The sequence below is a fragment of the Roseibium sediminicola genome, assembly GCF_023156505.1.
Lineage (GTDB): Bacteria > Pseudomonadota > Alphaproteobacteria > Rhizobiales > Stappiaceae > Roseibium > Roseibium sediminicola.
Window position 1 is genome coordinate 389,563 of the sequence record NZ_JALNMJ010000001.1, and the last position, 25,178, is coordinate 414,740.

At 61.8% G+C, this 25,178-nt stretch carries 20 protein-coding genes and 2 pseudogenes; 8 read left to right on the forward strand and 14 right to left on the reverse strand.

Annotated features, from left to right (window positions below; genetic code table 11):
• Nucleotides 1–204 precede the first annotated feature (204 nt).
• From M0H32_RS01765 to M0H32_RS01815, 12 genes are all read right to left on the reverse strand, one after another.
• Nucleotides 205–1,317, reverse strand: a complete 1,113-nt coding sequence (locus M0H32_RS01765; RefSeq protein ID WP_248149935.1) for a class I SAM-dependent methyltransferase — start codon at nucleotides 1,315–1,317, stop codon at nucleotides 205–207.
• A 3-nt stretch (nucleotides 1,318–1,320) separates the two neighbouring features.
• Complete coding sequence (locus tag M0H32_RS01770; RefSeq protein WP_248149937.1) at nucleotides 1,321–2,553, reverse strand: class I SAM-dependent RNA methyltransferase; 1,233 nt, start codon at nucleotides 2,551–2,553, stop codon at nucleotides 1,321–1,323.
• An 81-nt stretch (nucleotides 2,554–2,634) separates the two neighbouring features.
• Nucleotides 2,635–3,375, reverse strand: a complete 741-nt coding sequence (locus tag M0H32_RS01775) for a TlyA family RNA methyltransferase (RefSeq protein WP_248149939.1) — start codon at nucleotides 3,373–3,375, stop codon at nucleotides 2,635–2,637.
• Nucleotides 3,376–3,387: 12 nt separating this feature from the next.
• Nucleotides 3,388–3,522, reverse strand: coding sequence for a hypothetical protein (locus M0H32_RS29400; protein ID WP_282448995.1), 135 nt, complete (start codon nucleotides 3,520–3,522; stop codon nucleotides 3,388–3,390).
• A 30-nt stretch (nucleotides 3,523–3,552) separates the two neighbouring features.
• The gene (locus M0H32_RS01780) at nucleotides 3,553–4,179 is read right to left on the reverse strand and encodes an SCO family protein (RefSeq protein WP_282448996.1); all 627 of its coding nucleotides are present in this window, start codon (nucleotides 4,177–4,179) and stop codon (nucleotides 3,553–3,555) included.
• 24 nt (nucleotides 4,180–4,203) lie between these two features.
• Nucleotides 4,204–4,710, reverse strand: coding sequence for a copper chaperone PCu(A)C (locus M0H32_RS01785; RefSeq protein WP_248149941.1), 507 nt, complete (start codon nucleotides 4,708–4,710; stop codon nucleotides 4,204–4,206).
• 41 nt (nucleotides 4,711–4,751) lie between these two features.
• Entirely contained in the window at nucleotides 4,752–5,141 is a 390-nt protein-coding gene (locus M0H32_RS01790) for a hypothetical protein (protein ID WP_248149944.1), read from the reverse strand.
• A 60-nt stretch (nucleotides 5,142–5,201) separates the two neighbouring features.
• Nucleotides 5,202–6,608: an MFS transporter gene (locus tag M0H32_RS01795; RefSeq protein ID WP_248149946.1), complete on the reverse strand. Its 1,407-nt coding sequence runs from the start codon at nucleotides 6,606–6,608 to the stop codon at nucleotides 5,202–5,204.
• Nucleotides 6,609–6,774: 166 nt separating this feature from the next.
• Nucleotides 6,775–8,694: a 1-deoxy-D-xylulose-5-phosphate synthase gene (gene dxs, locus M0H32_RS01800; RefSeq protein WP_248149948.1), complete on the reverse strand. Its 1,920-nt coding sequence runs from the start codon at nucleotides 8,692–8,694 to the stop codon at nucleotides 6,775–6,777.
• 390 nt (nucleotides 8,695–9,084) lie between these two features.
• Nucleotides 9,085–10,188 carry a helix-turn-helix transcriptional regulator gene (locus M0H32_RS01805; protein WP_248149950.1) on the reverse strand — a complete coding sequence of 368 codons (1,104 nt, stop codon included), beginning with the start codon at nucleotides 10,186–10,188 and terminating at the stop codon, nucleotides 9,085–9,087.
• Between the two features lie 356 nt (nucleotides 10,189–10,544).
• Nucleotides 10,545–10,793 carry an exodeoxyribonuclease VII small subunit gene (locus M0H32_RS01810; RefSeq protein ID WP_248149951.1) on the reverse strand — a complete coding sequence of 83 codons (249 nt, stop codon included), beginning with the start codon at nucleotides 10,791–10,793 and terminating at the stop codon, nucleotides 10,545–10,547.
• 142 nt (nucleotides 10,794–10,935) lie between these two features.
• Entirely contained in the window at nucleotides 10,936–11,865 is a 930-nt protein-coding gene (locus tag M0H32_RS01815) for a histone deacetylase family protein (RefSeq protein ID WP_248149952.1), read from the reverse strand.
• Between the two features lie 250 nt (nucleotides 11,866–12,115).
• On the opposite strand from M0H32_RS01815, the gene M0H32_RS01820 reads away from it, so the two are divergent.
• The gene (locus M0H32_RS01820) at nucleotides 12,116–12,889 is read left to right on the forward strand and encodes a substrate-binding periplasmic protein (RefSeq protein ID WP_248149953.1); all 774 of its coding nucleotides are present in this window, start codon (nucleotides 12,116–12,118) and stop codon (nucleotides 12,887–12,889) included.
• A gap of 444 nt (nucleotides 12,890–13,333) precedes the next feature.
• Here the strand turns inward: M0H32_RS01820 and M0H32_RS01825 are convergent, their stop codons facing one another.
• Nucleotides 13,334–14,329 carry an L-threonylcarbamoyladenylate synthase gene (locus M0H32_RS01825; protein ID WP_248149954.1) on the reverse strand — a complete coding sequence of 332 codons (996 nt, stop codon included), beginning with the start codon at nucleotides 14,327–14,329 and terminating at the stop codon, nucleotides 13,334–13,336.
• Between the two features lie 217 nt (nucleotides 14,330–14,546).
• Between M0H32_RS01825 and M0H32_RS01830 the strand changes: the two genes are divergently transcribed.
• The 7 genes and pseudogenes from M0H32_RS01830 to M0H32_RS29705 all read left to right on the forward strand — a co-directional run.
• Complete coding sequence (locus M0H32_RS01830) at nucleotides 14,547–16,331, forward strand: acyl-CoA dehydrogenase (RefSeq protein WP_248149955.1); 1,785 nt, start codon at nucleotides 14,547–14,549, stop codon at nucleotides 16,329–16,331.
• 20 nt (nucleotides 16,332–16,351) lie between these two features.
• Nucleotides 16,352–17,095 carry a crotonase/enoyl-CoA hydratase family protein gene (locus tag M0H32_RS01835; protein ID WP_248149957.1) on the forward strand — a complete coding sequence of 248 codons (744 nt, stop codon included), beginning with the start codon at nucleotides 16,352–16,354 and terminating at the stop codon, nucleotides 17,093–17,095.
• Nucleotides 17,096–17,271: 176 nt separating this feature from the next.
• Entirely contained in the window at nucleotides 17,272–18,135 is an 864-nt protein-coding gene (locus M0H32_RS01840; RefSeq protein ID WP_248149959.1) for an SDR family oxidoreductase, read from the forward strand.
• 187 nt (nucleotides 18,136–18,322) lie between these two features.
• Complete coding sequence (locus tag M0H32_RS01845; protein ID WP_248149962.1) at nucleotides 18,323–19,840, forward strand: ankyrin repeat domain-containing protein; 1,518 nt, start codon at nucleotides 18,323–18,325, stop codon at nucleotides 19,838–19,840.
• Nucleotides 19,841–19,977: 137 nt separating this feature from the next.
• Nucleotides 19,978–20,784 carry a mechanosensitive ion channel family protein gene (locus M0H32_RS01850; protein WP_248149965.1) on the forward strand — a complete coding sequence of 269 codons (807 nt, stop codon included), beginning with the start codon at nucleotides 19,978–19,980 and terminating at the stop codon, nucleotides 20,782–20,784.
• Between the two features lie 384 nt (nucleotides 20,785–21,168).
• Nucleotides 21,169–21,279: pseudogene (locus M0H32_RS29700) on the forward strand (hypothetical protein); the annotation flags it as partial.
• 532 nt (nucleotides 21,280–21,811) lie between these two features.
• Nucleotides 21,812–21,962: pseudogene (locus M0H32_RS29705) on the forward strand (transposase); the annotation flags it as partial.
• Between the two features lie 290 nt (nucleotides 21,963–22,252).
• On the opposite strand, the gene M0H32_RS01865 reads toward M0H32_RS29705, so the two are convergent.
• Complete coding sequence (locus tag M0H32_RS01865) at nucleotides 22,253–25,135, reverse strand: cation:proton antiporter domain-containing protein (protein ID WP_248149971.1); 2,883 nt, start codon at nucleotides 25,133–25,135, stop codon at nucleotides 22,253–22,255.
• Nucleotides 25,136–25,178: the final 43 nt, after the last annotated feature.

Consider the following 25,178-nt stretch of genomic DNA (forward strand, 5'->3'; position numbering starts at 1 on the left):
CTCAAGAGAAGGGAGGATAGAAATTCAGTGATACTGAAAGACTGGTGTGGTGAATTTGAAATTCGCCTCATTGGTGCAGCAAACGCCGTAGCGAATTTCATATTCGAAAACCACACTAGAAACATATGTTTGCTAGTCACCCTTTTGAAACTGAAGTTCGTTCAGAGCCTGCCGGAAAACGAGACGAACTTCAGTTTCGGGTGACTAGCCGCTTTTGACATATTCCGCGACGCGTGAGACGAAGGCCGGGGTCTTCCAGCGCTCTTCAAGACCGGTGTCAGCGGCCATGCCGGCAAGGTCCTCGGTCAGATAAGACGTATAGTAGGGCTCGTGGAACAGCTGCGGGAAGACCGACAGGAGACCGTCATAATCCGGCACGTCGCCGGTTTGCAGGCTGTCGACAAACAGGAACGAGCCACCGGGTTTCAAAACGCGGCCAACTTCTGCGAACACCTGGCGCCGAACCTTGGGCGGCAATTCGTGAAAGAGAAAAACGCAGGAGACCACATCCAGGGAATTGTCCGCAAAGGGCAGGCTTTCGGCCATCGCCGTTACGAAACGGACTCGGCGCGAGCGCAGCCGGTCCCGGGCGACGGTGAGATAGGGCTCTGACAAATCCAGCCCGGTGCCGGTCAGGCGCGGAAAGGCGGCAAGCGCCGGGCGCAGCAACCCGCCGGTGCCGCAGGCAAGATCCACATAGGCGACCTTGCGCTGGTCTTTCCTTCTGAGGATCCTGGCGAAGGGCACCAGCGCCTGCCGGCGCATGGCGGCGGTCGCGCCGGAAAACAGAACATCCACCTGGAAATCGTAGAGTTTGGCGCTGTCCTCTGACAGCCAGCCGTCGGTCTGGAAATGGAAATTCTGGCGATAATAACGTGGCAGAGCGGATGCAAATCCGTCCACGTCCTCGTTGACTTCCTGATGCGCACCCGTGGCCCGTCGCCGGGTCACTTCCGGCACGTCCCTGAAAAACGCCCGGCTGGTTGCCAGCAGCTCGCCCGGTGTCATGGTGCCATCGGACGGCATTGGGTAGAGCCCGTCCTCGACAGCCTTCAGATCGGCGGCGAACAGCTTGACGATGTCGGCGAGCATGCGCCGCTGGCTCGGCACCGGGCCTTCCGGAACGACCTTGGGCGTCTCGGGAAGGTCCTTTTGAAGGTCCCTGTTCATGCGGCGCATGACTTCGGAATGCAGCGTATAGAGCGCGACCCGGCTGCCCTGATGCAGCGCGTAACGGGTCCGGCGGGCAAGGCTCAGCAGCGGCGGCAGGGGACGTCCTCCTGAAGAAGGCCCAAAATCCTCATCCACCGCGCTCATGGCTCACTCCCTGGTCAGCACTGCCACTGCCTCAATATGGGGCGAATAGTGGAACTGGTCCACCGGTGTGACGCTTTGCAGCACATAACCGCCGTCGATCAGGATCCGGAGATCGCGGGCAAGTGTCGCCGGATTGCACGAAACGGCGATGATGGTCTTCACCTTGGAAAGGGCGAGTTGTTCGGCTTGGGCCTGGGCACCGACGCGTGGCGGGTCGAACACCACCGTGTCGAACGGTTCCAGTTCATCGCGCACCAGCGGGCGGCGGGAGAGGTCACGGCGCTCGAAGGTGACCTTCTTCAGGCCCTGGGGCTTGCGCAAGGCCTTGTCGAAGGCTGCGAGCGCAGCCGCGTCGCCTTCGACCGCATGCACATTGGCAGTACGCGCCAGGCGCAGGGCAAAGGTGCCGACACCGGAGAAGAGATCGGCAACGTTCCTGGCCTTGCCGGCGCCGTCCAGAACCAGTTTCGACAGGGCTTCCTCGGCGGCGACAGTCGCCTGGGTGAAGCCGCCGGGCGCAGCGACGATGCCGACACCGGCCATGTCAAGGAGAGGAGGCCGGACTTCCAGGATCACCTCGCCATTCACCGATAGGCGGGAGAAACCCAGCTCCATCACCATCTGGGAAAGGGCCGGGATCTTGCGGTCATAGGTCTTGTCGGCCTTGTCTATGGCGACATCAAGCCCGGCCGTGGTGGCCAGTACGGTCAGGCGCAACTCGCCCTTCTTCGGCAAAACCGCGGCGGCGAGTTTCTTCAGGCCCGGCAAAGCCGAGACGATGGCCGGGTCGAGCACCGGGCATTCGGAAATATCGACCAGCTTGTGGCTGGCCTTCTCGTGATAGCCCAGAAGGGGTGTGCGGCCGGCCCGCGTCGCCGTCAGAACGGCGCGCCGGCGTCCGCCTTCCGTTGCCGCGATTGTGTCGCCGACCTCGGTCTCGATGCCCCGGTCGCCGAGCGCCTTGACGACGAGGTCGCGCTTCCAGGCAAGGTAAGGCTGTTCGGCCAGGTGCTGTACGGAGCAGCCGCCGCAGGTCTTGATATGCCGGCAGAGCGGCTCGATCCGGTCGGGAGACCTGGTTTCGATGACGGGTTTCTTCGCGCGTCCGTCGACGACTTCGGCACGAACGGTTTCGCCCGGCAGGGCGCCGGCGACGAACACCGGTCCGGTCTCGGTCTGGGCGATGCCGTCGCCGCGATGACCTAGCTCGGTGACTTTCAGCTCTCTCTCACTCATGGGGGAGCGATAGCGTCAACAGCGGTGCAGAGCAAGCACATCGAGGGGTGTCGGGACAAGTTCGCCGGGAGACAGTGCCTTTCAGTCCGCCTTTTTGCCGTAAAGCAGCCATTCCGCATTGCCGTCGCCGCCCTTGACCGGTGAAGGGACGAGATCGCCGGCCCGCCAGCCTGGAACCGTGCCAAGCCAGGCCTGCAGGTCGAGAGACGTCGTTTCGGCGATCTCCGGATCGACCAGCCCGCCCTTGCCGATATTCTCTTTGCCGGCCTCGAATTGCGGTTTGACCAGGAAGATGCCTTCCGCACCCGGTCCCGCCAGGGAGAGCGCGGGCGGCAGGGCCAGCTTCAGCGAAATGAAGCTGACGTCGGAAACCAAGAGCTGCGGACGGTCACCGTCAAGTTCTTCCAAGGTGAGGTCGCGGGCGTTGAGGCCTTCGCGGACCGCGACCCGGGCGTCGCCGCGCAGGCTGTCATGCAGCTGGTCATGGCCGACATCGATGGCATGCACTTTTGCCGCTCCGCGCTCCAGCAGCACCTGGGTGAACCCGCCGGTGGATGCGCCGATATCGAGCGCGACCCGGCCGGACGGATCGACGCCGAACCGGTCCAGGCCTTCGATCAGCTTGAGGGCAGCCCGGGAGACATAGCGGGAAGCCGGATCCTCCACGGAGATCGCGGCGGCGGACCCGACTTTCTGCGCGGGCTTTGAGCAGACAACACCGTCCACGCTCACGGTCCCGCGCAACACGGCGTCGCGGGCCCGGGCCCGGCTCGGAAAGAACCCGGCATCGACGAGGTGCTGGTCAAGACGCTGTTTGGACATGGACAAGGGAACTTAGAAACAGCCGGCGATGGCCGAGATCAGGCGGTCGGCATAGACCTGGTCGCCGGCATAGAGCCACAGCAGCACCGCCAGCGCGAGAAAACCCGTCGCGCCGGCCGTCAGGCCTATGTAAAGCGTTTTGCCCATGGTGGCCGGTTTGCTCCCGATTTCGGACCGTCAGGAAGACGCCGGCGCGTTTTCGATCAGCCGGCGCAGTTTCCGCATGGCGTTTTCCGGGTCCTCGTTGAAGGCGATGGTGCCGACAAACTTGTTGTCCGCATTCATCAGGAAAACCGCGGCGGAATGGTCCATCGTATAGTCGCCATCGTCAAGGGGCACCTTCTTGGCATAGACCCGGTAGGTCTTCAGCATGGCGTCGATCTGCTCACGGGAACCGGTCAGCGGAACGATGCGCTTGTCGAAGGCCCAGACATAATCGCGCATGACGTCCGGAGTGTCGCGCTCCGGGTCGACGGTCACAAAGGCATAGTTCAGCTTGCCCGCGTCCGGACCGAGCTGTTCCATCCAGCCCTGCAGTTCCGACAGGGTCGTCGGGCAGACATCCGGGCAGAAGGTGAAGCCGAAAAAGATCACCAGCGGCTTGCCGGCGAAGGTCTTGTCCGTGACCGTTTCTCCGGTACCGCTGACGAGCTCGAACGGACCGCCGATCGCAGCGAGCGGTTCGATCAGGGCGCCGGAATTCTCGTTGCCCGCGGTCTGCTGGTAGACCAGCCAGCCGGACACGACGGCAAGGGCGGCAACCGCCGCCCAGGCCACGTACCGGAAGAGTTTCAAACCAGACATGGTTGCTGTCCTCTCCTGAAGGGGTCAGTTGCTACTGTGGTTCATCTTGCCGTGATCCATCGCGCCGCCGGCAGGGCTCTTGGCGCCCATCTTGGCAACGGGCAGCTCGACGGCGACGTCGCCGGCCTTCTCGAAAGTCAGCACCACCGGCACGGTGTTGCCCTCCTCGAAGGACTGGTTAAGGCCCATGAACATGATGTGGAGGCCGCCGGGCTTCAAGGCAACGGTCTCGCCGGCCGGGACCGAGATGCCGTCTTCCAGATGGCGCATTTTCATGACGCCGTCAGTGACGGTCATTTCATGAAGTTCAACCTTGGCCGCGACATCGGAGCTGGCGGCGACCAGCCGGTCGTCCTCTGTGCCTGAATTGCGGATCGCGACGAAGCCGCCGCCGGCCTTTGCCTTGGGCGGTGTCGCCCGGGTCCAGGCCTGGCTGATCGTCAGATCGCCGGCCGTGTAGTCATTCGCAAGCGCGGAAAGCGAGACAAGCGTGAGAGCCGTTGCGACGGCAACGGATTTGAAGATTTTCATTTGATTGTGTCCTGATTTCTGAAGAAAAGCCGAATTTCAGATCAGCAGAACGGCGGAGCCCTGATGGCTTTTGTGCGCTCGTGGCCGGACGGGGGCAGCACTGTGTCTGTCCAGACCGGGCGCGCAATTGCAGTGGCCTTTGATTGTTCCAGAGCAATCGTTTTCGGTGCCAGGCAGGGACCGAGTGCACAGCCATGTGCGCAGACCGGTCCGCATTTGCAGGACAGCGGATCGTGCGAGGACGGCAACCCCTGTTCAAGGGCCGAGGGCTGGCACAGGCTGGTCAGCCCGGCAGCCGCCGCGGTGTGGGGCGTCAGGGCGCTCGCCAGCACCAGCAGACAGAGGCGCATCACAAAGGCAAGGCTTGCCAGCGCCACCAGGGGGCGGCGTTCCTGCCGGAGCACTTGCAGATGGGTGAGGCGCGACGTCATGCAGCGGCTATAGGACGGTTCGCGCGGGAAGTCGAGCGGCGAAACGGCGCAGTCGCCGCCTCAACTCCGCTTCTTCGGCCCGGTCGTGTCTGCCGCATCGCCGGCGGTGCCGGTCGTTGCGACGTCAGAGGCCGGGTGCTGTCGGTCGTCAGCCTCTGCGCCTTCCTCGGACTGGTCAAAATTATAGATATCGTCTTCATAGGCCGGAAACTCTTCCGGCGGGATGACATATTCCTCGGCCTCGGCATCGAGCGGCTCGGGGGAAATGACCGAGCCGACCTGGGCGGTGGACGCGTATTCGAAGTCGGTCTTCTCGTCTGCCGTCAGGGCCTGGCGCGCATAAATACGGGTCAGGATGAAGATGACCATCAGGATGTTGGCACCGATGATCATGAAATAAAGGCCGGACGGACCGATCTGCCCCATGATGATGGAAGCCAGCAGCGGACCGACAATCGATCCGATGCCGAAGGACAGCAGCATGCCGGAAGAGGTTTCGACAAAAGCTTCCGACGGCGCGTGGTCGAACGCGTGGGCGACGCAGATCGCGTAGAGCGGCTGCGTGAACATGCCGAGCAGCACCGCCGATCCGATCGCGATCAGAAACGCGTTTGGCGAAAAGATCGCGATTGCGAGCGAGGCGGCGATTGTGGCGAGACCCAGCCCGACCATAACGAGGCGCCGGTCGGTCCGGTCAGACAAGCGCCCAACCGGCCATTGGGCCAGCATGCCGCCGCCGATAATGGCAGCGGCATAAAACGCCGACTGTTTTGTCGACAGGCCGATCTGGGAGCCGTAAAGCGGCGACAGGGTCAAAAGCGCGCCCTGGGTGGCACCGACAAACAGCACCCCGACAAACGCCGCCGGTGAATTCTGATAGAGCTGTTTGGGCCGGAACCGCACAAGCGTGATCGGGGCGGGCTGCGTCGAGTTGGTCAGCGAGACCGGCATCACCGCTATGCTGACCGTTACGGAGGCAATCGCGAACGGAACGAACGAGGAAATGTTCATCGTTGCGATCGAGATCTGGCCCATCATCAGGCAAGCGAACAGGATCACGATGTAGAAGGACATGATCGTGCCGCGGTTCTCGTTGGTGGCGCTCTCGTTGAGCCAGCTTTCGACGATCATGTAAAACCCGGCGAGGCTGAAGCCGGAAACGATGCGGATCAGGATCCAGGCATAGGGATCGATCACGACCGGATGCAGGATGGCCGCCCCCGACATCAGGGAGACCAGCGCGGCGAAGGCGCGGATATGGCCAGCGCGCATGATGATCAGCGGCGCACCCAGGCAGCCCAGAACCATGCCGAAGAAATAGGCCGAAGACATCGCGCCGATTTCAAGGTCTGTGAAGTAAAACCGGTCCGCGGCCAGCGGCAACAGGGTGGTCTGCAATCCGTGCCCGAAAATAAACAGGGCGACGGACAACAGGAGGGCGGACACGGAGAGGAGCGTCTGGACCATGGCTGCTTCCTGAGGGCTGTGCGTGCACGAAAACACTTGAGCCGGTTCAAGCCGCCGCAAGTGACTTGAAACCAGCCTTTTCAGGTCTCAAAGCCCATGTCAATCAAGAATAAAACCGTTCCCCAAGCGAGCCTGGCGGAGCGGTCCGACTGTACTGGAACTTGTCTTAGGCGCGTTGCGGCGCGCTCAGACTAGCGCTGCCGAGGGCGGTGAAGACGGTCTTCATGATGCCGTCGCAATCAAGACCCGCCCGGGCATACATGACATCGGGTTTGTCCTGGTCGAGATAAACATCAGGCAGCGCGAGCGTACGTACCTTCAGGCCGTTGTCGAGCAGGCCTTCCTCGGCAAGCCGTGTCAGAACGTGGCTGCCGAAGCCGCCGGCGGAGCCTTCTTCCACGGTCACCAGCACTTCGTGCTCGCGCGCCAGCCGCCGGATCATGTCCATGTCGAGGGGCTTGGCGAAACGGGCGTCGGCCACCGTCGTCGACAGGCCGGCTGCATCGAGTTCCTCGGCCGCCTTGAGGCATTCGGCCATTCTGCCGCCGAAACTCAGCAAAGCCACCTTGGTGCCTTCCCGCCGGATGACGCCCTTGCCGATGTCCAGAACGCTGCCGCGTTCGGGCATGTCCAGACCGACGCCTTCGCCGCGCGGATACCGGAAGGAGATCGGGCCGTCGTCATAGGCAACCGCGGTCGCCACCATGTGGCGCAGCTCGACCTCATCGGCGGCCGCCATGACGACAAAGCCCGGCAGACAGGTGAGGAAGGCGGTATCGAAGGCGCCCGCGTGGGTCGGCCCGTCGGCGCCGACGAGACCGGCGCGGTCGATCGGGAAACGCACCGGCAGGCCCTGGATCGCCACATCGTGGATCACCTGGTCATAGGCACGTTGCAGGAAGGTGGAATAGATCGCGGCGAATGGCTTGTAGCCTTCCGTGGCCAGCCCTGCCGCGAAGGTCACGGCATGCTGTTCGGCAATGCCGACATCATAGGTGCGTTCCGGAAACGCTTCGCCGAACAGGTCCAGTCCGGTTCCGTCCGGCATGGCCGCCGTGATCGCGACCACCTTGTCGTCCGTTTCCGCTTCCTTGATCAGGGAAGTGGCGAAGACATTGGTGTAGCTTGGCGCATTGGCCTTGGGTTTTGCCTGTTTTCCGGTGACGACATCGAACTTGGCGACACCGTGATATTTGTCCTTGGCCCCTTCCGCCGGCGCATAGCCCTTGCCCTTCTGGGTGACCGCATGGATCAGCACCGGGCCATGATGCGTGTCGCGGACATTCTTCAGGATCGGCAGCAGGTGTTCCAGGTTATGGCCGTCCACCGGGCCTACGTAATAAAAGCCGAGTTCCTCGAACAAGGTGCCACCGGTCCAGAAACCTCGGGCGTATTCTTCCGCGCGGGCTGCTTTCTCGAACATCTGCTTGGGCAGGTTCTTGGCCAGGCTCTTGGCGGCGTCGCGCAGGGTCTGATAAGTCGGACCGGACACCAGCTTGGCCAGATAGGCCGACATCGCGCCCACCGGTGGGGCGATGGACATGTCATTGTCGTTCAGGATGACGATCAGCCGGGAGCCGAGATGACCGGCATTGTTCATGGCCTCATAGGCCATGCCCGCGGACATGGCGCCGTCGCCGATCACCGCGATGACATTGTTGTCGCCGCCGTTGAGGTCCCGGCCGGCCGCCATGCCCAGACCCGCGGAAATCGACGTGGACGAATGCGCGGCACCAAAGGGATCGTAGATGCTCTCGGCGCGCTTGGTGAAGCCGGAAAGCCCGTCGCCCTGGCGCAGTGTGCGGATGCGGTCGCGCCGTTCCGTCAGGATCTTGTGCGGATAACACTGGTGCCCGACGTCCCAGATGACCTTGTCTTCAGGCGTGTTGAAGACATAGTGCAGCGCGACCGTCAATTCGACGACCCCGAGACCGGCGCCGAGATGCCCGCCCGTGATCGACACGGCGTCGATGGTCTCCCTGCGCAACTCATCGGCAAGCTGACGCAGGTCCGCTTCCTCAAGCTGACGCAAATCAGCCGGCGAAACGACCTTGTCGAGAAGCGGGGTATCTGGCTTGGAAGTCACTCTGGAGATTGCTCCACGATTTGAAAACTGGCGGGCAGGCATACACCAACCCGATATAGGGCGCAAACGCGCCGGGTGGAATGTGCCAAATTGGCCTGCCCTGACAGGAGTACGAAGGTTGGGCCGAATTTGTCCGACTAAATTAAAAGTTGGACCGGCAAAAAATGTGCAACTTTTCACGAAATCGTCATTAATCACCCTTTTGGGTGATGCGCCGGGTGCGGATCTCCCTTAAGGGAAGGGTGTGGTCGATGGGGCCACGTGCACAGTGATCAACTTGGGGTCGCAATTCGCGGCCCCATTTTTTGCCTCAAGGCCATGCTGCGCACGGACACTGCCATGCGTTTCGGCGGTTGGCGGCAACGATATTTCAGACATTACGGTAATCAGTCAGAACAGCTGCGCCAGCCTGTGCACCAGCCTTGCTAGCTGAAGTTGTGTGTTCACGCCGGTCTTTTCATAGATGCGCCGCAGGTGCGTTTTGGCCGTGTTTCGGGTGATTCCGAGTGCGTCGACCGTGGCGTTCATGGAGCCGGACAACGTTAGTTGCCGCGCCAGATGCGCTTCGGATTGGGACAGATCAAAATGATCCTGCAGACATTTTTCCACGCCTTCTGGAACGTCACTCGTTTCCGACAGCCTGACAATAAACATGGGTTCGGCGGGCCGGGCCGGTTTTTCCGCGACGGGAACAACAGCCTTGATCTGAAGTCGCTTCAGAAATCCGTTTGCGTCGGAAATGCAGAATGACCGCTGTGGCACACTTTCCGTCACGGGGGGATGGCCACCGGTCTGTTGCCTCGTTGCGACGGCAAGTTCCAGGAGCGCGGCGTCCAGCTTCTTGTTCTTGACCAGCAGTTTTCGACGTTCCTGTGCCGCGGCGTCGGCCCTGGCAAGCGCATCCGCGGCACCGGGCGTCTGGGCCAGAATGGTCCGGTCTTCGGACAAAAGCACCGCAGGGCCGTCCACTTCCGACAGCAGCATGCGTTGACACAGACTGTCCTGGCGCTCCTTTTCTATGCGAAAGTGAATGTTCAATCCGGGGGTCAGGGCTTTGACGATGCCGCGGAAGGTCTCGCTGGCGAGGCCGACGTCGATGGTGTCGGGCGTGTGGGCCGTGAACAGACATCCGAACAGGATCGTGGAGCCATCTGCCCGCCAAACCGGCGAGATCAGTCCAGGGGCTTGCCGTAATATCGTCTGCCGATCGGGAAGGTTTCCATTGGCTCCGGCCGGTTCTCCATTTGACCCGTTCAGCGTCGGCGTTTCCCGGACGCCTCGGGTGAGCGACGTCTTGCAATAGGGATAGTGCAGCGATGCGTCCGACAGCAGAAACTCAAGGACGTTGCGCCCGCCTTCTGTTTCAATTCGCCCTAACAGTGTGCCCAGGTCTTGCGCAGATTGCTGACCGCCGAAATGCGGCAACGGTTTGCCGTCGCCATCGAACTCCGCCAGAAAGGATTTGCAGCCGAGCGCTTTGTCGATGAAGGCCAATAGCTGCGGCCAATCCTCGGTGCGCGAGGAACACTCAAGAACCCGTATAAGTAGTTTTGACTGGTCTGTCTCACTGAGTGCTGGCATAATGCGCTATATCTACTAACTATTACATAAATGCCTCTTCTTACTATGAATATTACTATCAATTTGTCGCTTTCATGGCAACTCGTCACGAGGAAGTTTGGGTAGCCGGTTCAGCTGTAGTGAAATCAGAAACGCGAAAACTGTATCAGTTCTGCGGGTTGGCTTGAGCCATGGCGGGAGTTTGTCCCGTGGCAGTCGCGCGATAAGCGCGCTGTTTCACTCGGAAGCCCGCCGATTGTTGCTGCCTGAAGCGATCGAGGAAGGGCTTATTACTGCGGATCTAGCGCTTCGGTGCCGCTGGCTTCGCCGTTCTGGCCAAGCTGGATCTTTTCCACCTTGGCTTCGGCCGATTTCAGCAGCGTGTCGCAATGTTTGCGTAGGGCATCGCCGCGCTCATACATGTCGATGCTGCGTTCCAGAGGCACGTTGCCCTGTTCCAGTTCGCGCACGATGGTCTCCAACTGCTTGAGGGCGTCCTCGAAGGAGAGGCCGGAAATGTCGTTCGCAGCATCGGTCATGGCGGCGGTCCCGTCGGTCAGGTGGCATCGGTCTTGAAGGCAAACTTGCGGGCCGGGAGGCGAAGGTCAAGGTGTCTTTTGAAATTCGAACCGCTCATCCCCGTGCTTTTGGCTGGCGCGATCCGTTCGCATCGGGAAAAACTCAGCCCGTCATCAGGGTCATGACATGGGCCGCAGTCGAGCGTGCCAGGCCTTCGAGATCATAGCCGCCTTCCAGAACGGAGATCAGATGACCGTTGCCGTGTTTGTCAGCGATGTCCATCAGCACTCGTGTTGCCCAGGCAAAATCCGCCTCGACCAGGTTGAGCCCGCCAAGCGGATCGCGGGCGTGGGCGTCGAAGCCGGCCGAAACAATCACCAGTTCGGGAGCGAACGTCTCCAGGCGCGGCAGGATCACAACTTCGAAGGCTTCCTTGAAACCGGTACCGTCTTCGCCCGGCGGCAGCGGTACATTGACGATGGTGTTGGCATCGCCGGTCTCGGACGCCGCGCCGGAGCCCGGGTAAAGCGGCATCTGGTGCGTGGAGCAATACATGACGGTCGGGTCGTCCCAGAAGATGTCTTGGGTGCCGTTGCCGTGATGCACGTCAAAATCGACGATGGCCACCTGTTCCAGTCCGTATTTCGACTGGGCATACCGTGCTGCAATCGCGGCATTGTTGAAGAAGCAGAACCCCATTGCCCGGGTTTTTTCCGCGTGGTGACCGGGTGGGCGGGAGGCGGAAAAGGCATTGCTGACCCTGTCGGTCAGAACCTCGTCGACGGCCCGGCAGGCGCCTCCGACGCCGCGCAGCGCCGCTTCCCAGGTACCCGGCGACATGGTGGTGTCCGCGTCGACCCGCGCGGTGCCTTCGTCCGGCGCGAGCCGGTGGATCTGGTCGACGTAACTCATCGGATGCGCCCGTGCGATGTCCTCGACCGCTCCCATCGGCGCCATGTCCCGTTCGACGGACTGAAACTTCTCATGTTCCAGAATGCGGTCAATGGCCCGGATCCGGTCCGGGCGTTCGGGGTGCCCAATCGGCGTCAGGTGGTCGAGATAGGACGGATGATGAAGGATCAGGGTCGACAAGGAGGCGTTTCCGGGAGGTCAATTGTTATGAAAATCGTTGCCGGGCATCAGAACGGTTGCAGCAGGGACTGTCAATTACCGAAGCGGATTAATATGACCGGGAAAACCGTGTGGAACAGGTGGGTTAAGTGCGGAATTAAGTAAAATTATCAATAGCTTGAGGGTCGAGGTCGCTGGCCGAAAGTAATCAATTGTTTAGTCGTTGGGCCTTTACTTCGCTCGCAATGCTTTGTTCCACAGGAGGTGTCCCATGAAAAAACAGTCCCTTTTCGCGCTCGGACTGATGATGTCCGCGGCGGTCGCTCCGGCTCAGGCCGACGAAATCAAGATACTAGCTGGCAATCTGCCGCCGATGTTCCTGGACAACGGCAAGGGACGGGAAGCCGAAATCATCAGCGCCGTCATGGAAAAATGCGGTCATACGGTGAGCTTTGAAATCCAGCCCTTCACCCGGCACTGGGAGAGCTACAAGTCCGGTGAAGGCGATGCAGTCGCCACCGTGCCACAGGGCATGCCGATCGACGGCACGCCGAGCGATGTCTATATCCATTACCAGAACGGCGTTTCGTTCCTGTCAGACAGTGGTGCCAGTTACGCTGGCCTGGGCGATCTTGCCGGCAAGAAAGTGATCGGCTTCAAGGGCGCGGAAAGCATCATTCCGGGGCTTTCCGACCACACCGGTTCCTTTGCCGACTATCGGGAAGTCACCGACCAGATCACCCAGAGCCGGTCCCTCTTCGGCGGACGCGTGGATGCGATCATCGGCGATGGCATGCTGTTTGCCGAATACAATCAGCAACTGCGCGGCCAGAGCGATCTGCGCTTTGATCCGAACCAGTCGGTCACTTTCAAGGCAGTCTTCGACTCCAGCCCCTACACGATGGCCTTCCGCGACGCGGGGCATGCGGAAGATTTCAATCGCTGCTTCAAGGAACTGGATGCAGACGGCACGATCAAGAAGATCAACACGTCCTGGGTCGACAAGTACCGAGACAGCCTCGGCGATTCGTATCTCGGTTATTGAGGTTGGAATTTTGCCAAAAAAATGGGCCGGCTGTTTTCGCCGGCCCTTTACGAGGTGCGAGCACCGCAATGCCCGAGGGGAGGTCCGCTGCATCTCAAATCTGAGTTTTAACTTACGTGATTCCAGTAGCGGAATGCGAGCTTTTTACCGTAATTCATTTGGGTCATGGTGTTGATAAGTTTGAGACTGGTGCAGATTTGTCAGTCTCTATTGTATGAATTGCTTAACCAAAATCGGGTTTCGAATCTTCGATGTAGTTCTCCGTTAAAGCGGAAACTTCAACAATACCCGGATTAACTTCAGGCGTTCCCGGTTCAACTTCTGAGTCAGAATTGTGTCATGACTTGCTGATTTTTCAGGCTTTTTGAAATCCTGCTGAAGAAAGCGTCAAAGTTGTTCCACAACGTGCAGTCGTTACCGGTGTTTCTACCGCGGCGGCGCTGATCAATCTCGCGGCGCGGCCGCCCTCTGCAACCGATCGTTGATGGCTTCGCCCAGACCAAAGTTGGGGATAATTTGCACCCGAATGGCCTTTGCGCCGGTCGAATCCAGAAAACGCATCGCGTGAAACAGGTTTGCGGCGGCTTCCCGGAGGTTGCCGGTCGGGCTCAGGTTGAATTCCGCGCGCGCGTGTTCGGCGCCGGGCAGGGGGGTAGGGCCAAACGAGAGCAGACCGTCTTCCGGGGTTGCCGCATCGGCAGCGAGGATCATGCGGGCGTTCGGCGCATAGTGAGAGGACAGCATGCCCGGGGCGGCCGGGGCGTCCGGGCGCATGGCCGGATCGGCGCTCAAAAGAACCAGTCCCAGGACGCTTTCGATCTCTTCACGGGCAATGCCGCCCGGGCGGAGCAGCCGCGGTCTGTCGTCAAGCAGGCCGACGATTGTGGACTCGATGCCGACCGCGCAGGGGCCGGCGTCAATCACGAAGCTGAGCGCGCTTTCAAGATCGGCGACCACGTCTTCCGCCCGCGTCGGGCTGATCTTCCCGGATCTGTTGGCGCTGGGGGCAGCCAGAGGGCGGCCGGATTTTTCCGCCAGAAACCGCATCACCGGCCCGTCAGGGACCCGCAGGGCCACCGTGTCCAGACCGGCGGTCGCCAGATCGCAGATCGGCGAAGTTTTCCGTTTCGGCACCACCATCGTCAACGGGCCGGGCCAGAAGGCTTCCGCCAGGGCCAGTGCCTGGTCGTTGAAAACGCCATGGGCAAGGGCGGTCTCGAGCGACGGCACATGGGAAATCAGCGGATTGAACTGGGGGCGGCCCTTGGCCTCGAAGATCTTCGCGCAGGCCGCGCCGTTGGTGGCGTCGGCGGCGAGGCCGTAAACGGTCTCGGTCGGTACGGCAACGAGATCGCCGGCCACGATCGCCGCGCACACCGCGTCCGCTTCCGGAGCGGCCTGCCAGCCGGGCGTGTCGAGATCGAGTGTCCAACGCTGCATCTTGCGGATCCGGTCCAACTGTTTTCCGCGCCTTGACCAAAAAGACGATGACCTGCCGCAGCGATACGGGTTGACGTTAACGTCAACTGGTCTATTGTCCTGTCAACTCGCTGTCGATAGCGCCTTTTGCGGAGAAGCTGCGCTTCCGTCAAGCTTTGAACAGCGAAAACAGTCATATGCCGGCTAAAGCGATGCCGGCAGGTTTGGGAGGACCTGAATGTACCGCGCCCCTGTCGACGAGATCGCCTTCACGCTCAAACATGTCTGCGGATTGAGCGATCTGCAGAAAAGTGCCCGCCATGCGGAACTGGGCGATGATCTTGTCGACGCCATCCTGACCGAGGCCGGCCGGTTCGCGGCCGAGGAGATCGCCCCGCTCAACAAGGTGGCCGATGCACATGGCACGCCGCTGGAAAACGGCAATGTGTCGACCCCTCCGGGTTGGCGCGAAGCCTATCATGCCTGGATCGAGGGCGGCTGGAACGGATTGACCGCCGATCCGCAGTCGGGCGGCCAGGGCCTGCCGCAGATGCTGTCGGCCGCCGCGCTGGAAATGTGGAACTCCGGCTCCATGGCTTTTGCGATCGGCCCGACACTGACGATCGGCGCCGTCGAGGCCATGGAAAAACACGCCTCCGAGGAGCTCAAGGCCAAATATCTGGAAAAGCTCGTCACCGGCGAGTGGATGGGCACCATGAACCTGACCGAGCCGCAGGCCGGCTCGGACCTGAATGCCCTGAAGGCCAAGGCCGAGCGCAATGAGGACGGCACTTACCGCATCTTCGGTCAGAAGATCTTCATCACCTATGGCGACCACGATCTGACTGACAACATCATCCACATGGTGCTGGCGCGCCTGCCGGACGCACCTCCCGGCACCAAGGGCATTTCGCTGTTCCTGGTACCGAAATTCCTGGTCAATGATGACGGCTCCCTGGGCGACCGCAACGACGTCAAGGTCGCCGGCGTCGAGCACAAGATGGGCATTCACGGCTCGCCGACCTGCACCATGGTCTATGGCGACGAGGGCGGCGCCAAGGGCTGGCTGATCGGTGAGGAGAACCGTGGCCTTGCCTGCATGTTCACCATGATGAACAACGCGCGCCTCGCCGTCGGCATCCAGGGGCTGGGCGTCGCCGAGCGGGCCTTTCAGCATGCGCTGGCTTACGCCATCGAGCGCAAGCAGGGCCGGGCGCCGGGTGACACCGGCGAGGACGGCATGAGCCCGATTGCGCGCCACCCGGACATCAAGCGCATGCTGCTCGGCATGAAGGCGCGCACCCAGGTCGCACGCGCGATCTGTTATGCCTGCGCCCATGCCATCGACATGGCCAATGTCGCGGAGGAGGCGGCCGCCAAGACCTTCTGGAGCGAACGCGCCAGCCTGCTGACCCCGATTGCCAAGGCGCTGTCGACCGATTTTGGCGTCGAGGTGGCCTCGCTCGGCATCCAGATTCATGGCGGCATGGGCTTCATCGAGGAAACCGGTGCCGCCCAGCATCTGCGCGACGCCCGCATCGCTCCAATCTATGAGGGCACCAACGGCATTCAGTCCATCGACCTCGTCATGCGCAAACTGCCGCTCTCCGGCGGTGAGCACATCAGGGGCTTCATTCAGGAGCTGACGGACATCGCGGACGAGGTCGCCGCCTCCAACCGCCCGGAATTCGGCGCGACAGCGGAGCGGCTCGCAGCCAGTCTTCGGGATCTCACCGAGGCAACCGACTACATGCTGGCGGCACAGGCTGACGGACGGATTGCGGACGCCCTATCCGGCGCAACGCCTTATCTGCGCGTCGCCGGTCTGGCGCTTGGCGGAGCTCTCTTGGCCAAGGGTGCGCTGCGCTCCGCGAACGAGCCGGCGGCCCGTCTTGCCGAACGCACCCTACTGGCGCGCAGCTTCTGCGAGACCACGCTTGGCGAAACCGCCGGCCTGAAGTCGGACATCCTATTGTCCGCCGCAGTCATTCAGGGTTTCGACCCGGAAGCCCTGGCTTCGTGAGCCGTCCCCTGGAGTAACAAATGATCCAAACATCCCTTGAAGACGGCGTCCGAATCCTGCGTCTGGACCGGCCGGAGAAGAAGAATGCCCTGACGGGCGAGATGTACAACGCACTTGCCGAGGCGCTGGAGACAGGCAACGGCGATGACGGCATCCGCTGCCAGCTGATCTGCGGCCAGCCGGAGGTCTTCACCGCCGGCAACGATATCGGCGACTTTCTGCAGCATGCCGGCAAGGCGGGCCTCGACGAGACCCCGGTCGTGCGCTTCCTGCGCGCGCTGGTGCGCAACGAGAAACCGTTGGTCGCCTCGGTCGACGGCATCGCCATCGGTGTCGGTACGACCTTGCTGATGCATTGCGACATGGTCTTTGCCAGTCCGCGCTCGCTGATCCGCTCGCCCTTTGTCGATCTCGGCCTGGTGCCGGAAGCCGGTTCCAGCCTGCTCGGACCACAGCTGATGGGGCATGCCCGCGCGTTTGAGTTGCTTTGCCTTGGTAATGGGTTTTCCGCCGAGAAAGCCGCCGCCTGTGGCCTGGTCAACGAGGTGGTGGAAGGTGACGTCGACGCGGCGGCGCTGGCCTGCGCCAGGGAAATCGCGTCGAAACCGCCTCAGGCCATGGCGCTTTCGCGCAAGCTGCTGCGCGGCGACACATCGGTGCTGTCGGAGCGGGTGGAAGAGGAAATCAGGATCTTCGCCAGCCGTCTCAGCGCCCCGGAAACCATTGCCGCCTTCCAGGCCTTCATGATGAAGAAGAAGGCCTGAGCAACGTAAACGAATGTCATCCCGCGAAAGCGGGGACCCAGGAAGCCTCATAGGTTTGTGCCGACAACATCGGCCCGGGAGTCCTGGGTCCCGGCTCTTCGCTTCGCTTGGCCGGGATGACAACATTGGAGACCGCAAGGTCGTCGCCCCGAGAGCGACAGACGGAGGAGACAAACATGTCCCTGAAGGGAAAGACACTTTTCATCACCGGCGCGTCGCGCGGGATCGGCAAGGAAATCGCGCTCCGGGCCGCCCGGGACGGCGCCAATGTCGCTGTTGCTGCGAAGACCGCGGAGCCGCACCCCAAGCTCGAAGGTACGATCTTTTCGGCCGCCGAGGAGATTGAAGCGGCTGGCGGCAAGGCGCTGCCGATCGTGCTCGACGTGCGCGACGACGAAGCGGTCAAGGAGGCCATCGACAAGACGGCGGCGCATTTCGGCGGGCTCGATATCCTGGTCAACAATGCCAGCGCCATCCAGCTGACGCCCCTGCAGCAGACGGACATGAAGCGCTTCGACCTGATGCACCAGATCAACACGCGCGGCACGTTGGCCTGCTGCAAACATGCGATCGAGCATCTGAAGAAGACCGACAATCCGCATATCCTGATGCTGTCGCCGCCGCTCGACATGCAGGAAAAATGGTTTGCGCCGTTCACGCCCTATTCCATCGCCAAATACGGCATGAGCCTTGTGGTGCTGGGCCTGGCCGGAGAGCTGCGCTCCAAGGGCATCGCTGTCAACGCGCTGTGGCCGCGCACGACCATCGCGACGGCGGCGATCAAGAACATCATCGGAGGCGACAAGATGATGCAGCAGAGCCGCACACCGGCGATCCTGGCCGACGCCGCCCATGAGATCTTCACTTCGCCGTCTCGTGAGTTCACCGGCCAGTTCGTCATCGACGACACCTTCCTGGCAAGCCGCGGTGTGACCGATTTCGACAAGTACCGGGTCGATCCGAGCCTGGCGCTGGCTCCGGATTTCTTTGTGCCCGACGACAGCGAGGCGCCTTGCGATCTCGGTCCCGTGAAGAGCTGATAAGCTAACCGGCTTGAGGAACGGGCTTGCATTGTCCTGCCCGTTCCGGCACGATTCCGGGGCCGACGAGGGCGGCAGCCGGATCCGCGGAAAGCGAAAGCACCCTGACACCTGACGACATATGCCGGTTTTTCACCTGCGCCCGACACCAGCGGATCGCCCGGGCTCTCGAACCAGGAGAAAAGCCATGTCCGATGGACCTGCGACTTCCCTTGACACCTACAAGAAATCCGCCCGCCGCCTCAGGAAGGCATATTCCACAGGCGACGCGAATGCGCTTGCGCGTGTCGCCGCCCATGCCGATCCGGCAAAGGGTCTGAGGCATGCCGACTTTCTGCATGTGATTGCCCGCGAGGAAGGTCACGACAGCTGGCCGAAGCTGAAATTCGCGCTGGAAAGCGCTGCCATGACCCGCGCCGAGAAAGCGGAACGGTTGAAGATGGCGCTCTATCACGGCCAGCATTGGATCACCGAAAAATTGCTCGCGGACGATCCGGCACTGCGGCAAGACAATCTCGGCCTGCAGATTGCGCTCTACGATCTGGATGCCGTGCGCGCGGCGATTGACGCCGATCCCGCTGCGGCGACCGCATTGGTCGGTATCCGCAGCCCAATCCTGCATCTGGCCTTTTCCAAGGACATTCATCGCCGCCCCGATAGGCAGTCGGACATGCTGGCGATCGCCGAATTGCTGGTGGCGCACGGCGCGGATGTAAACGACGGCTATCCGCCGGAGCCCGGCGCGGATCACGCCCTTTCCGCGCTTTATGGCGCCCTCTGCCACGCCGACAATTTTGAGCTCGGGCGCTGGTTTCTGGAGAAGGGCGCCGATCCGAACGACAATGAGAGCCTCTATCATTCCACCGAACTCGGTCACACACGGGCGCTGGAGCTGCTATTGAAACACGGCGCCCGGCCGGACGGCACCAATGCACTGCCGCGGGCACTCGATTTCGACGACATTGCCAAGGTCCGGTTGTTGCTGGAGGCGGGTGCCGATCCGAACATCACCGAGCCGGATCACCCAAGCGGTTTGCCGATGAACACCATCCCCGCGCTCCACCAGGCCGCGCGGCGCGATGCGCCGATCGAGGTCGCTGAGTTGCTCTTGCAGCATGGCGCGGACGCAACTGCGGTCTGGGACGGACACACACCTCACGCCATGGCACTGATCTATGGCAACCGGCCGGTAGCCGATTTCCTGGCGGCAAATGGCTATGCTCGGCCGCTGAATGGCAATGAGGCGATTTTGGCGGCCTGCGCGGAAAACAGACCTCTGGCGGCCCGGCTCGACACGAATGGCTTAAGCGAAGAGGACCGGGGACTTCTGACGCGGCTCGCCTTCATTCCGGGCAAGCTGGATCACATGAAGGCGCTGGTTTCAGCCGGGCTGGACCCGGATGTTCCCGACAGCATGGGCCTGCCGCCGCTTCATGTTGCCGGCTGGAATGGCCTGGTCGAGGAACTGCGGTATTTTCTGTCGCTCGGGCCCGATCTGACCCGCAAGAACGGTTTTGGCGGCGACGCGCTCGACACGGTCGTTCACGGCTCGGAATTTGCCCCGAAACGTCCCGAAGCCGATCACATCACCTGCGCGCGCCTGCTTCTGGAAGCGGGCAGTGTCCTGGACCCGCGCTTTATTGCGGGCTGCGGCAATCCGGACATGGTGGCTTTTCTCGAGGACTGGCTGCAAAATCTCAATTGATCTTGGGCTTTCCCGGGACTGGCAAAGCCAGCCCGGGAGCCTTGTGGCAAATGACACTGCGATCTGCTGGTCAGCCGACCGATCCACTGTTAGAACTCTCACGTATTCAAAGTGTTTGTTTCGGACGGAGAGAAATCATGGAAAGCGCAATGGACCAGGTCAGCGTCTGGATGCCGCTGGTCATCAACGCGGCAAAAGCCCTTGTCGTTCTGGTCATCGGCTGGTTCCTGGCCGGATTTCTCGCCGCGCTCGCCAAGCGGCGGATCGTCAGTCATCCACGCATTGACGACACGATCGGCGGTTTTGCGGCCTCGATCATCCGCTGGCTGATCCTGCTGGTCACGGTGATCGCGATCCTGCAGCTGTTCGGCATCCAGGCGACCAGCCTCGTCGCGGTGCTCGGCGCCGGTACCCTGGCCATCGGTCTGGCCTTGCAGGGGACACTCGGCGACACCGCGGCAGGCGTCATGCTGATCATCTTCCGGCCCTACAAGATCGGCCAGTTTGTCGATATCGGCGGCACGTCGGGAACCGTGAAGGACCTCAACATTTTCGTCACAGAGCTGGTCACGCCCGACAATGTCCAGATCATCCTGCCCAACGGCAAGGCCTGGGGCGCGGTGGTGACAAATTTCTCCGCCCATTCCACCCGGCGTCTCGACCTGACCTTCGGCATCGACTATGGCGATGATGTCGACAAGGCCGTCCAGATCATCCTGGACGTCGCCAATGCGGATGAGCGGGTCCACAAGGATCCCGAACCCTGGGTGCGGCTGACCAATCTCGGCGACAGCTCCGTCGATCTCGGTGTGCGCCTGTGGTGCGATGCCAGCGACTATTGGGAGCTGAAATTCCACATGCTGAAGGCCGTCAAACAGGCCTTCGACGCCGGTGGCATCTCCATCCCGTATCCGCATTCGGTGGAAATCCAGAAGGCGGGGTAGGGGGCATTCACCTCTACCTATTCGTCATGCCATGGCTCGACCATGGCATCCATGCCGTTTCAGTGCCAAGGCGAACAACCTTGGCTGTTGAGCGCAACGGCATGGATTGCCGGGTCAAGCCCGGCAATGACGACGGTTAGGGACGTTTGAACCGCAACCAGCAGCTCTGTTGGAAAATGGGTTCTCCCCAGTTGTCATCCCCGCTTTTGCGCACAGCTGTCCGGGATTTTTAGGGTGAGTCAAATTGCACGACAGACATTGCCTGCGCTTCAGGTCAAAAATCTTGTCGCCAAACTTGATTTTTGGAGGTCTGCCGTGCCGTTTATTCGTACCGCCTTTCAGCGCGTTTTGGAACCACTCGACCGTCGCGTCGTCAACCGTGTGGTGAGTTTTCACAAGGGCAACCACGGTGTTGGCGAGGGAGACGGGGCCTGGACCTGCCAGCGCCATCTCAAGGCCCTGCTGTTCGCCCAACTGGCCGGCCTTACCAGCCTGCGCGAGATCGAGCAGGCCCTGGCGGCCCGGCCGGAGGCGCTCTATCACCTGGGGCTGAGAGTTCCCGGAAAGTCGACCCTGTCGGACGCCAACGCCACCCGCCCGGCGGCGGTCTTCCGCGATCTGGCCGGCCATCTGATGACCGACGTGACCCGCAGGCTGCGCCAGGAAAGCAAGGGTCTGATCGAGTTGATCGACGCCTCGCCGATCCCACTGCGCGATGCCCGCTTCGCCTGGCCGGAGGCCGACAGCCGGGTGCGCGGCCTCAAGCTCTACGTTCACTACGACCCCGAGACGGAGCATCCAGTCTGCTTCGACCTGACCTCGCCCAAGGTCAGCGACACGACCCTTGCCCGCGCCATCACCCCGGCGCGAGGTCACCGCGAACGCGGACGAACTCGAAGCCCCCATCCTCGCCGACAACTGTTTCAAAGTCGGTCACAGGAAGCCCCGTGGCGGGGCCGACAACCCGCTCTTCGACACCACCTTGCGCGAGATCCTGGTCGAGCGCGAGAACAAGGAGCCTCTGCGTCTGGTCACCAACGACATGGAGCGCTCGGCCGAGGACATCGCCCAACTCTACAAGCAGCGCTGGCAGATCGAACTGTTCTTCAAGTGGATCAAGCAGAACCTCAAGATCAGGACCTTCCTCGGACGCTCCGAAAATGCCGTCAGGATCCAGCTCTATGTCGCCCTTATCGCCTTCCTGCTGCTCAGGCTGATGAAGGACACTTGCGCCAGGGCACACAAAGGCAGCCTCAAGGATCTCATGGCACGCTTGAAAGTCGCCATCCTCAACCCCCTCGATCTTTCCGGACGTCAAAAGCCGAAGCCAAGACCACCTCGCCTCAGACCCCCAAAACCCCAACTGCAGCTGCAACTCGCATGAACACCGACACCGGGACAAAAATCCCGGACAGCTGTGCGTTTTCGCGGGGATGACAACATCGGACGTGGCTGCACATTGCCCGCCTCAGGCCGTTTCAGGTTCCTTCTTTAGATCTTTATTCCGGACTTCAGCTTCGTCCTGAGTGTCATCACTGGATGCCTTTTCAACGGGCTCCTCGGCACCTGGGCCTGTCGGCTCTTCCAGAGGCGCGCTTTCCGTCTCGTCCGGCCGCATTTCCGCCGATGTCTGCTCGGTCGGTTCTGCCGCCTCAGAACCCGTGTCATCCTGTGGCGCGGCCGAGATGACGTCAGTCGCGGTCACCGGCGCGTCAGGTTCATCCTCTTCAGCCGCCAACACTTCCTGAAGGCTGGTCTCGGTCACCTGTTCCCCATCGTCTCCCGCCGCTTCTTTTTCCCGGGAAACGCTTGCCGGCTCCACGAAAACGGGAACCACCGGATCCTCGATATCCGCGTCATGGTCGTCGGTGTTCATCAGCTGGCGTTTCTTGGCGAGCGACACCACGTGCTGGCGCAGGTCCTCGTGTTCGGTCATCAGGGCCTTGAAGTCCTGGGCGCGCAGGCTGAGCAGCTGGCAATAGCCGAGCGCGACCACGTCGGCGCTGCGGCGGCCGCCGGTCATCAGCGCGATTTCGCCGAAGACATCGCCGCGTCCTAACCGGACATTGTGGGTCGGCGCGCGAACCTCGACGGCGCCCGAGGCAATGAAATAGGCGGCGTCGCCCCGGTCGCCCTTGCGGATCAGTTGCTCGCCCGGGGTCGCGAATTGCGGCCGCATCATGCGCCGGATCGCCTTTTGCTGTTTCCGCGGAAGGTCGGCGAAGAGTGGATGAGCGCTGACCAGTTCGCGGGTTTTCAGGCCGAGATCCAGTTTCGGCCGTGTGTGGCATTCTCGGCGTGTCCGCTCGACATCGCGCAGGAGGTCGCGGTGGAGTTCCGTGCCGATCAGCATCTGTTCCTTGGCCTCATCATAGGCCGTCTCCTCCAGCCGCACCCCGGCCTTGCGCAGAAATTGCCCTTCAAGCGCGTCGGCATAGTCGGGATATTGCAGGCGCAACGCGTCGATCGCCGCATGCGTCTCGTCCTGCCGGATCGTCAGCGTGTCCTGAAGAATGTCGGCAACACGATCGCCGAGCAGGGGCCGGATCCGGCGGTTGTTGAAGACGATCAGCTCGTCGGCCAGGATCCGGTAGACGAGCAGGAACTCGAACCGGTCGGCGAGGCGGATGGCCAGCGGTCGGGCAATGCGCAGGCGACGCTGCAGGGTCTGGGCAAGACGGAACCCAAGCCCGAATTTGAGCGGCTGGCGCGTGGCCTTGTTGTAGCCGGAGCGGCCGTCGCTGCGCGTCAGATCGCCAGTCCGCCCTGTCAGGGTCAGGAAGCGCGACACGGACCGGCCTGAGATGGTTTTTTCGTGAAAATGCTCCAGAACCAGCTGCTGTTCCCGGTCGGCAAGCGCGATCAGGCCCATGCGCACGCGGTCCCAGTCCTTGAGTTCCTCCAGCTTGTTGGTCTCTGCGGCGGCGGCCGCAGCCCGGGTCTCGTAGTCCTTGAGGACGGCGGAGGTCACGTCCGGACCGATATGATAGTTGCTGGCGGCCGTTTCGAGTTCATGGCGGATATCGGAAAGCGACAGCGCCAGATACTGGGTCCGGAGAGCCTCGTCCCGCGGGGTCAGCCGGTCGAGATGAAGCAGCCGGATCAAGGGCTTCAGGCTTGTGCCGTAGACCAGAAGGGTGAACAGCACGAAGCCCGTGGCAAGCTTTGTGATGAAGCCGGACACCTCCGTCGACAAGAGGGCGTGTTCCGACACGGACAGGGCCAGGGTCAGGGTCACCGCGCCGCGCATGCCACCCCACAGGATCACGGTCTTGAACTTGGTGTTGACCGATTGTCCCATCCCGAAGACGCTCAAAAAGGGCAACACGCCGAAAATCACGATGCCTCGGGCGGCAAGTGCGGCAAGGATCACCACCAGCAACAGCAGAATGTCGATCGGTGTGAAGCCTTCAACAAAACGCGGGATCAGGATGGCCGACAGCAGGAAGATCAGTGAGGCCGCCCAGAAGGAAATCTGCTCCCAGACGGCATGAAGGAATTGCCAGCTGGAGGGTTGAATGCGCGCAAGGCCATAGAAGTTGAACACGGTGCCGGCACAAACCACGGCAACCACAGCGGACACATCCACGAACTGGTCGCTCAGCACATAGGTGGCGTAGGGCAGGGCGAGCGACAAGGTCACCTGGGCAAGCGGCAGGTCGCGCATCAGGGGCAACAGGCTGACGGTGATCCGTCCGAGCAGCGCTCCGACGATAAGGCCGCCGGCAAACGACCGGCAGAATGCGATCAGGGCCTCGCCGGCGGTAAATGAGTTTTGGCCGGTCAGCATGTGCAGCAGGAGGACGAAAATCACGATGGCGGCGGCATCGTTTAACAGGCTTTCGCCTTCCACGATCCGGCCGAGGCGTGCGGGCGCGCCGATATCCCGGAAGATGGCGACGACCGCCACGGGATCCGTCGTGGCCACGATTGCGCCGAGCAGGAGGCAGGCAAGCAATCCGATATCCGGAAGCGAAAAAAGCAAGGCAAGCGGGTAGAGGCCAAAGCCGATAAAGGCGGTGGCGACAAACACCGCCACGACGGCCATCACCAGGATCGGCCCGATATCCTCCAGGATCCGGCGCACATCCAGTGTCAAGGCCGTCTGGAAGAGGAGGATCGGCAGGAAGATGTAGAGGATCATCTCCGAATCCAGCGGCGGATTGATGAAAACATCGGCGATGGCGTTGAAGGCGTTGGTCTCGGCCGAATAGCGCAGATAGATCGCCAGGATGCCGATCATGGTGCCGACGGTCGCCAGAAGCACACTCGGCGCGAGCCCGAGCCGTCGAGCCAGCGGCTGCAGCAAAGAAATCGTGATCAGCAACAGCGCAAAAGCGCCTGTTATCAAAGGTGTTTCCATGGGGCCATGGTGCACCGCGATTGCGGCAAAT

Bases quoted from the DNA above. Each gene is read 5' to 3' on its own strand.
- M0H32_RS01820 (WP_248149953.1), top strand. From the start codon at position 12,116: ATGAAAAAACAGTCCCTTTTCGCGCTCGGACTGATGATGTCCGCGGCG.
- M0H32_RS01780 (WP_282448996.1), bottom strand. From the start codon at position 4,179: ATGTCTGGTTTGAAACTCTTCCGGTACGTGGCCTGGGCGGCGGTTGCC.
- M0H32_RS01830 (WP_248149955.1), top strand. From the start codon at position 14,547: ATGTACCGCGCCCCTGTCGACGAGATCGCCTTCACGCTCAAACATGTC.
- M0H32_RS01790 (WP_248149944.1), bottom strand. From the start codon at position 5,141: ATGACGTCGCGCCTCACCCATCTGCAAGTGCTCCGGCAGGAACGCCGC.
- M0H32_RS01825 (WP_248149954.1), bottom strand. From the start codon at position 14,329: ATGCAGCGTTGGACACTCGATCTCGACACGCCCGGCTGGCAGGCCGCT.
- M0H32_RS01840 (WP_248149959.1), top strand. From the start codon at position 17,272: ATGTCCCTGAAGGGAAAGACACTTTTCATCACCGGCGCGTCGCGCGGG.
- M0H32_RS01770 (WP_248149937.1), bottom strand. From the start codon at position 2,553: ATGAGTGAGAGAGAGCTGAAAGTCACCGAGCTAGGTCATCGCGGCGAC.
- M0H32_RS29400 (WP_282448995.1), bottom strand. From the start codon at position 3,522: ATGGGCAAAACGCTTTACATAGGCCTGACGGCCGGCGCGACGGGTTTT.
- M0H32_RS01765 (WP_248149935.1), bottom strand. From the start codon at position 1,317: ATGAGCGCGGTGGATGAGGATTTTGGGCCTTCTTCAGGAGGACGTCCC.
- M0H32_RS01775 (WP_248149939.1), bottom strand. From the start codon at position 3,375: ATGTCCAAACAGCGTCTTGACCAGCACCTCGTCGATGCCGGGTTCTTT.
- M0H32_RS01795 (WP_248149946.1), bottom strand. From the start codon at position 6,608: ATGGTCCAGACGCTCCTCTCCGTGTCCGCCCTCCTGTTGTCCGTCGCC.
- M0H32_RS01850 (WP_248149965.1), top strand. From the start codon at position 19,978: ATGGAAAGCGCAATGGACCAGGTCAGCGTCTGGATGCCGCTGGTCATC.
- M0H32_RS01785 (WP_248149941.1), bottom strand. From the start codon at position 4,710: ATGAAAATCTTCAAATCCGTTGCCGTCGCAACGGCTCTCACGCTTGTC.
- M0H32_RS01810 (WP_248149951.1), bottom strand. From the start codon at position 10,793: ATGACCGATGCTGCGAACGACATTTCCGGCCTCTCCTTCGAGGACGCC.
- M0H32_RS01845 (WP_248149962.1), top strand. From the start codon at position 18,323: ATGTCCGATGGACCTGCGACTTCCCTTGACACCTACAAGAAATCCGCC.
- M0H32_RS01835 (WP_248149957.1), top strand. From the start codon at position 16,352: ATGATCCAAACATCCCTTGAAGACGGCGTCCGAATCCTGCGTCTGGAC.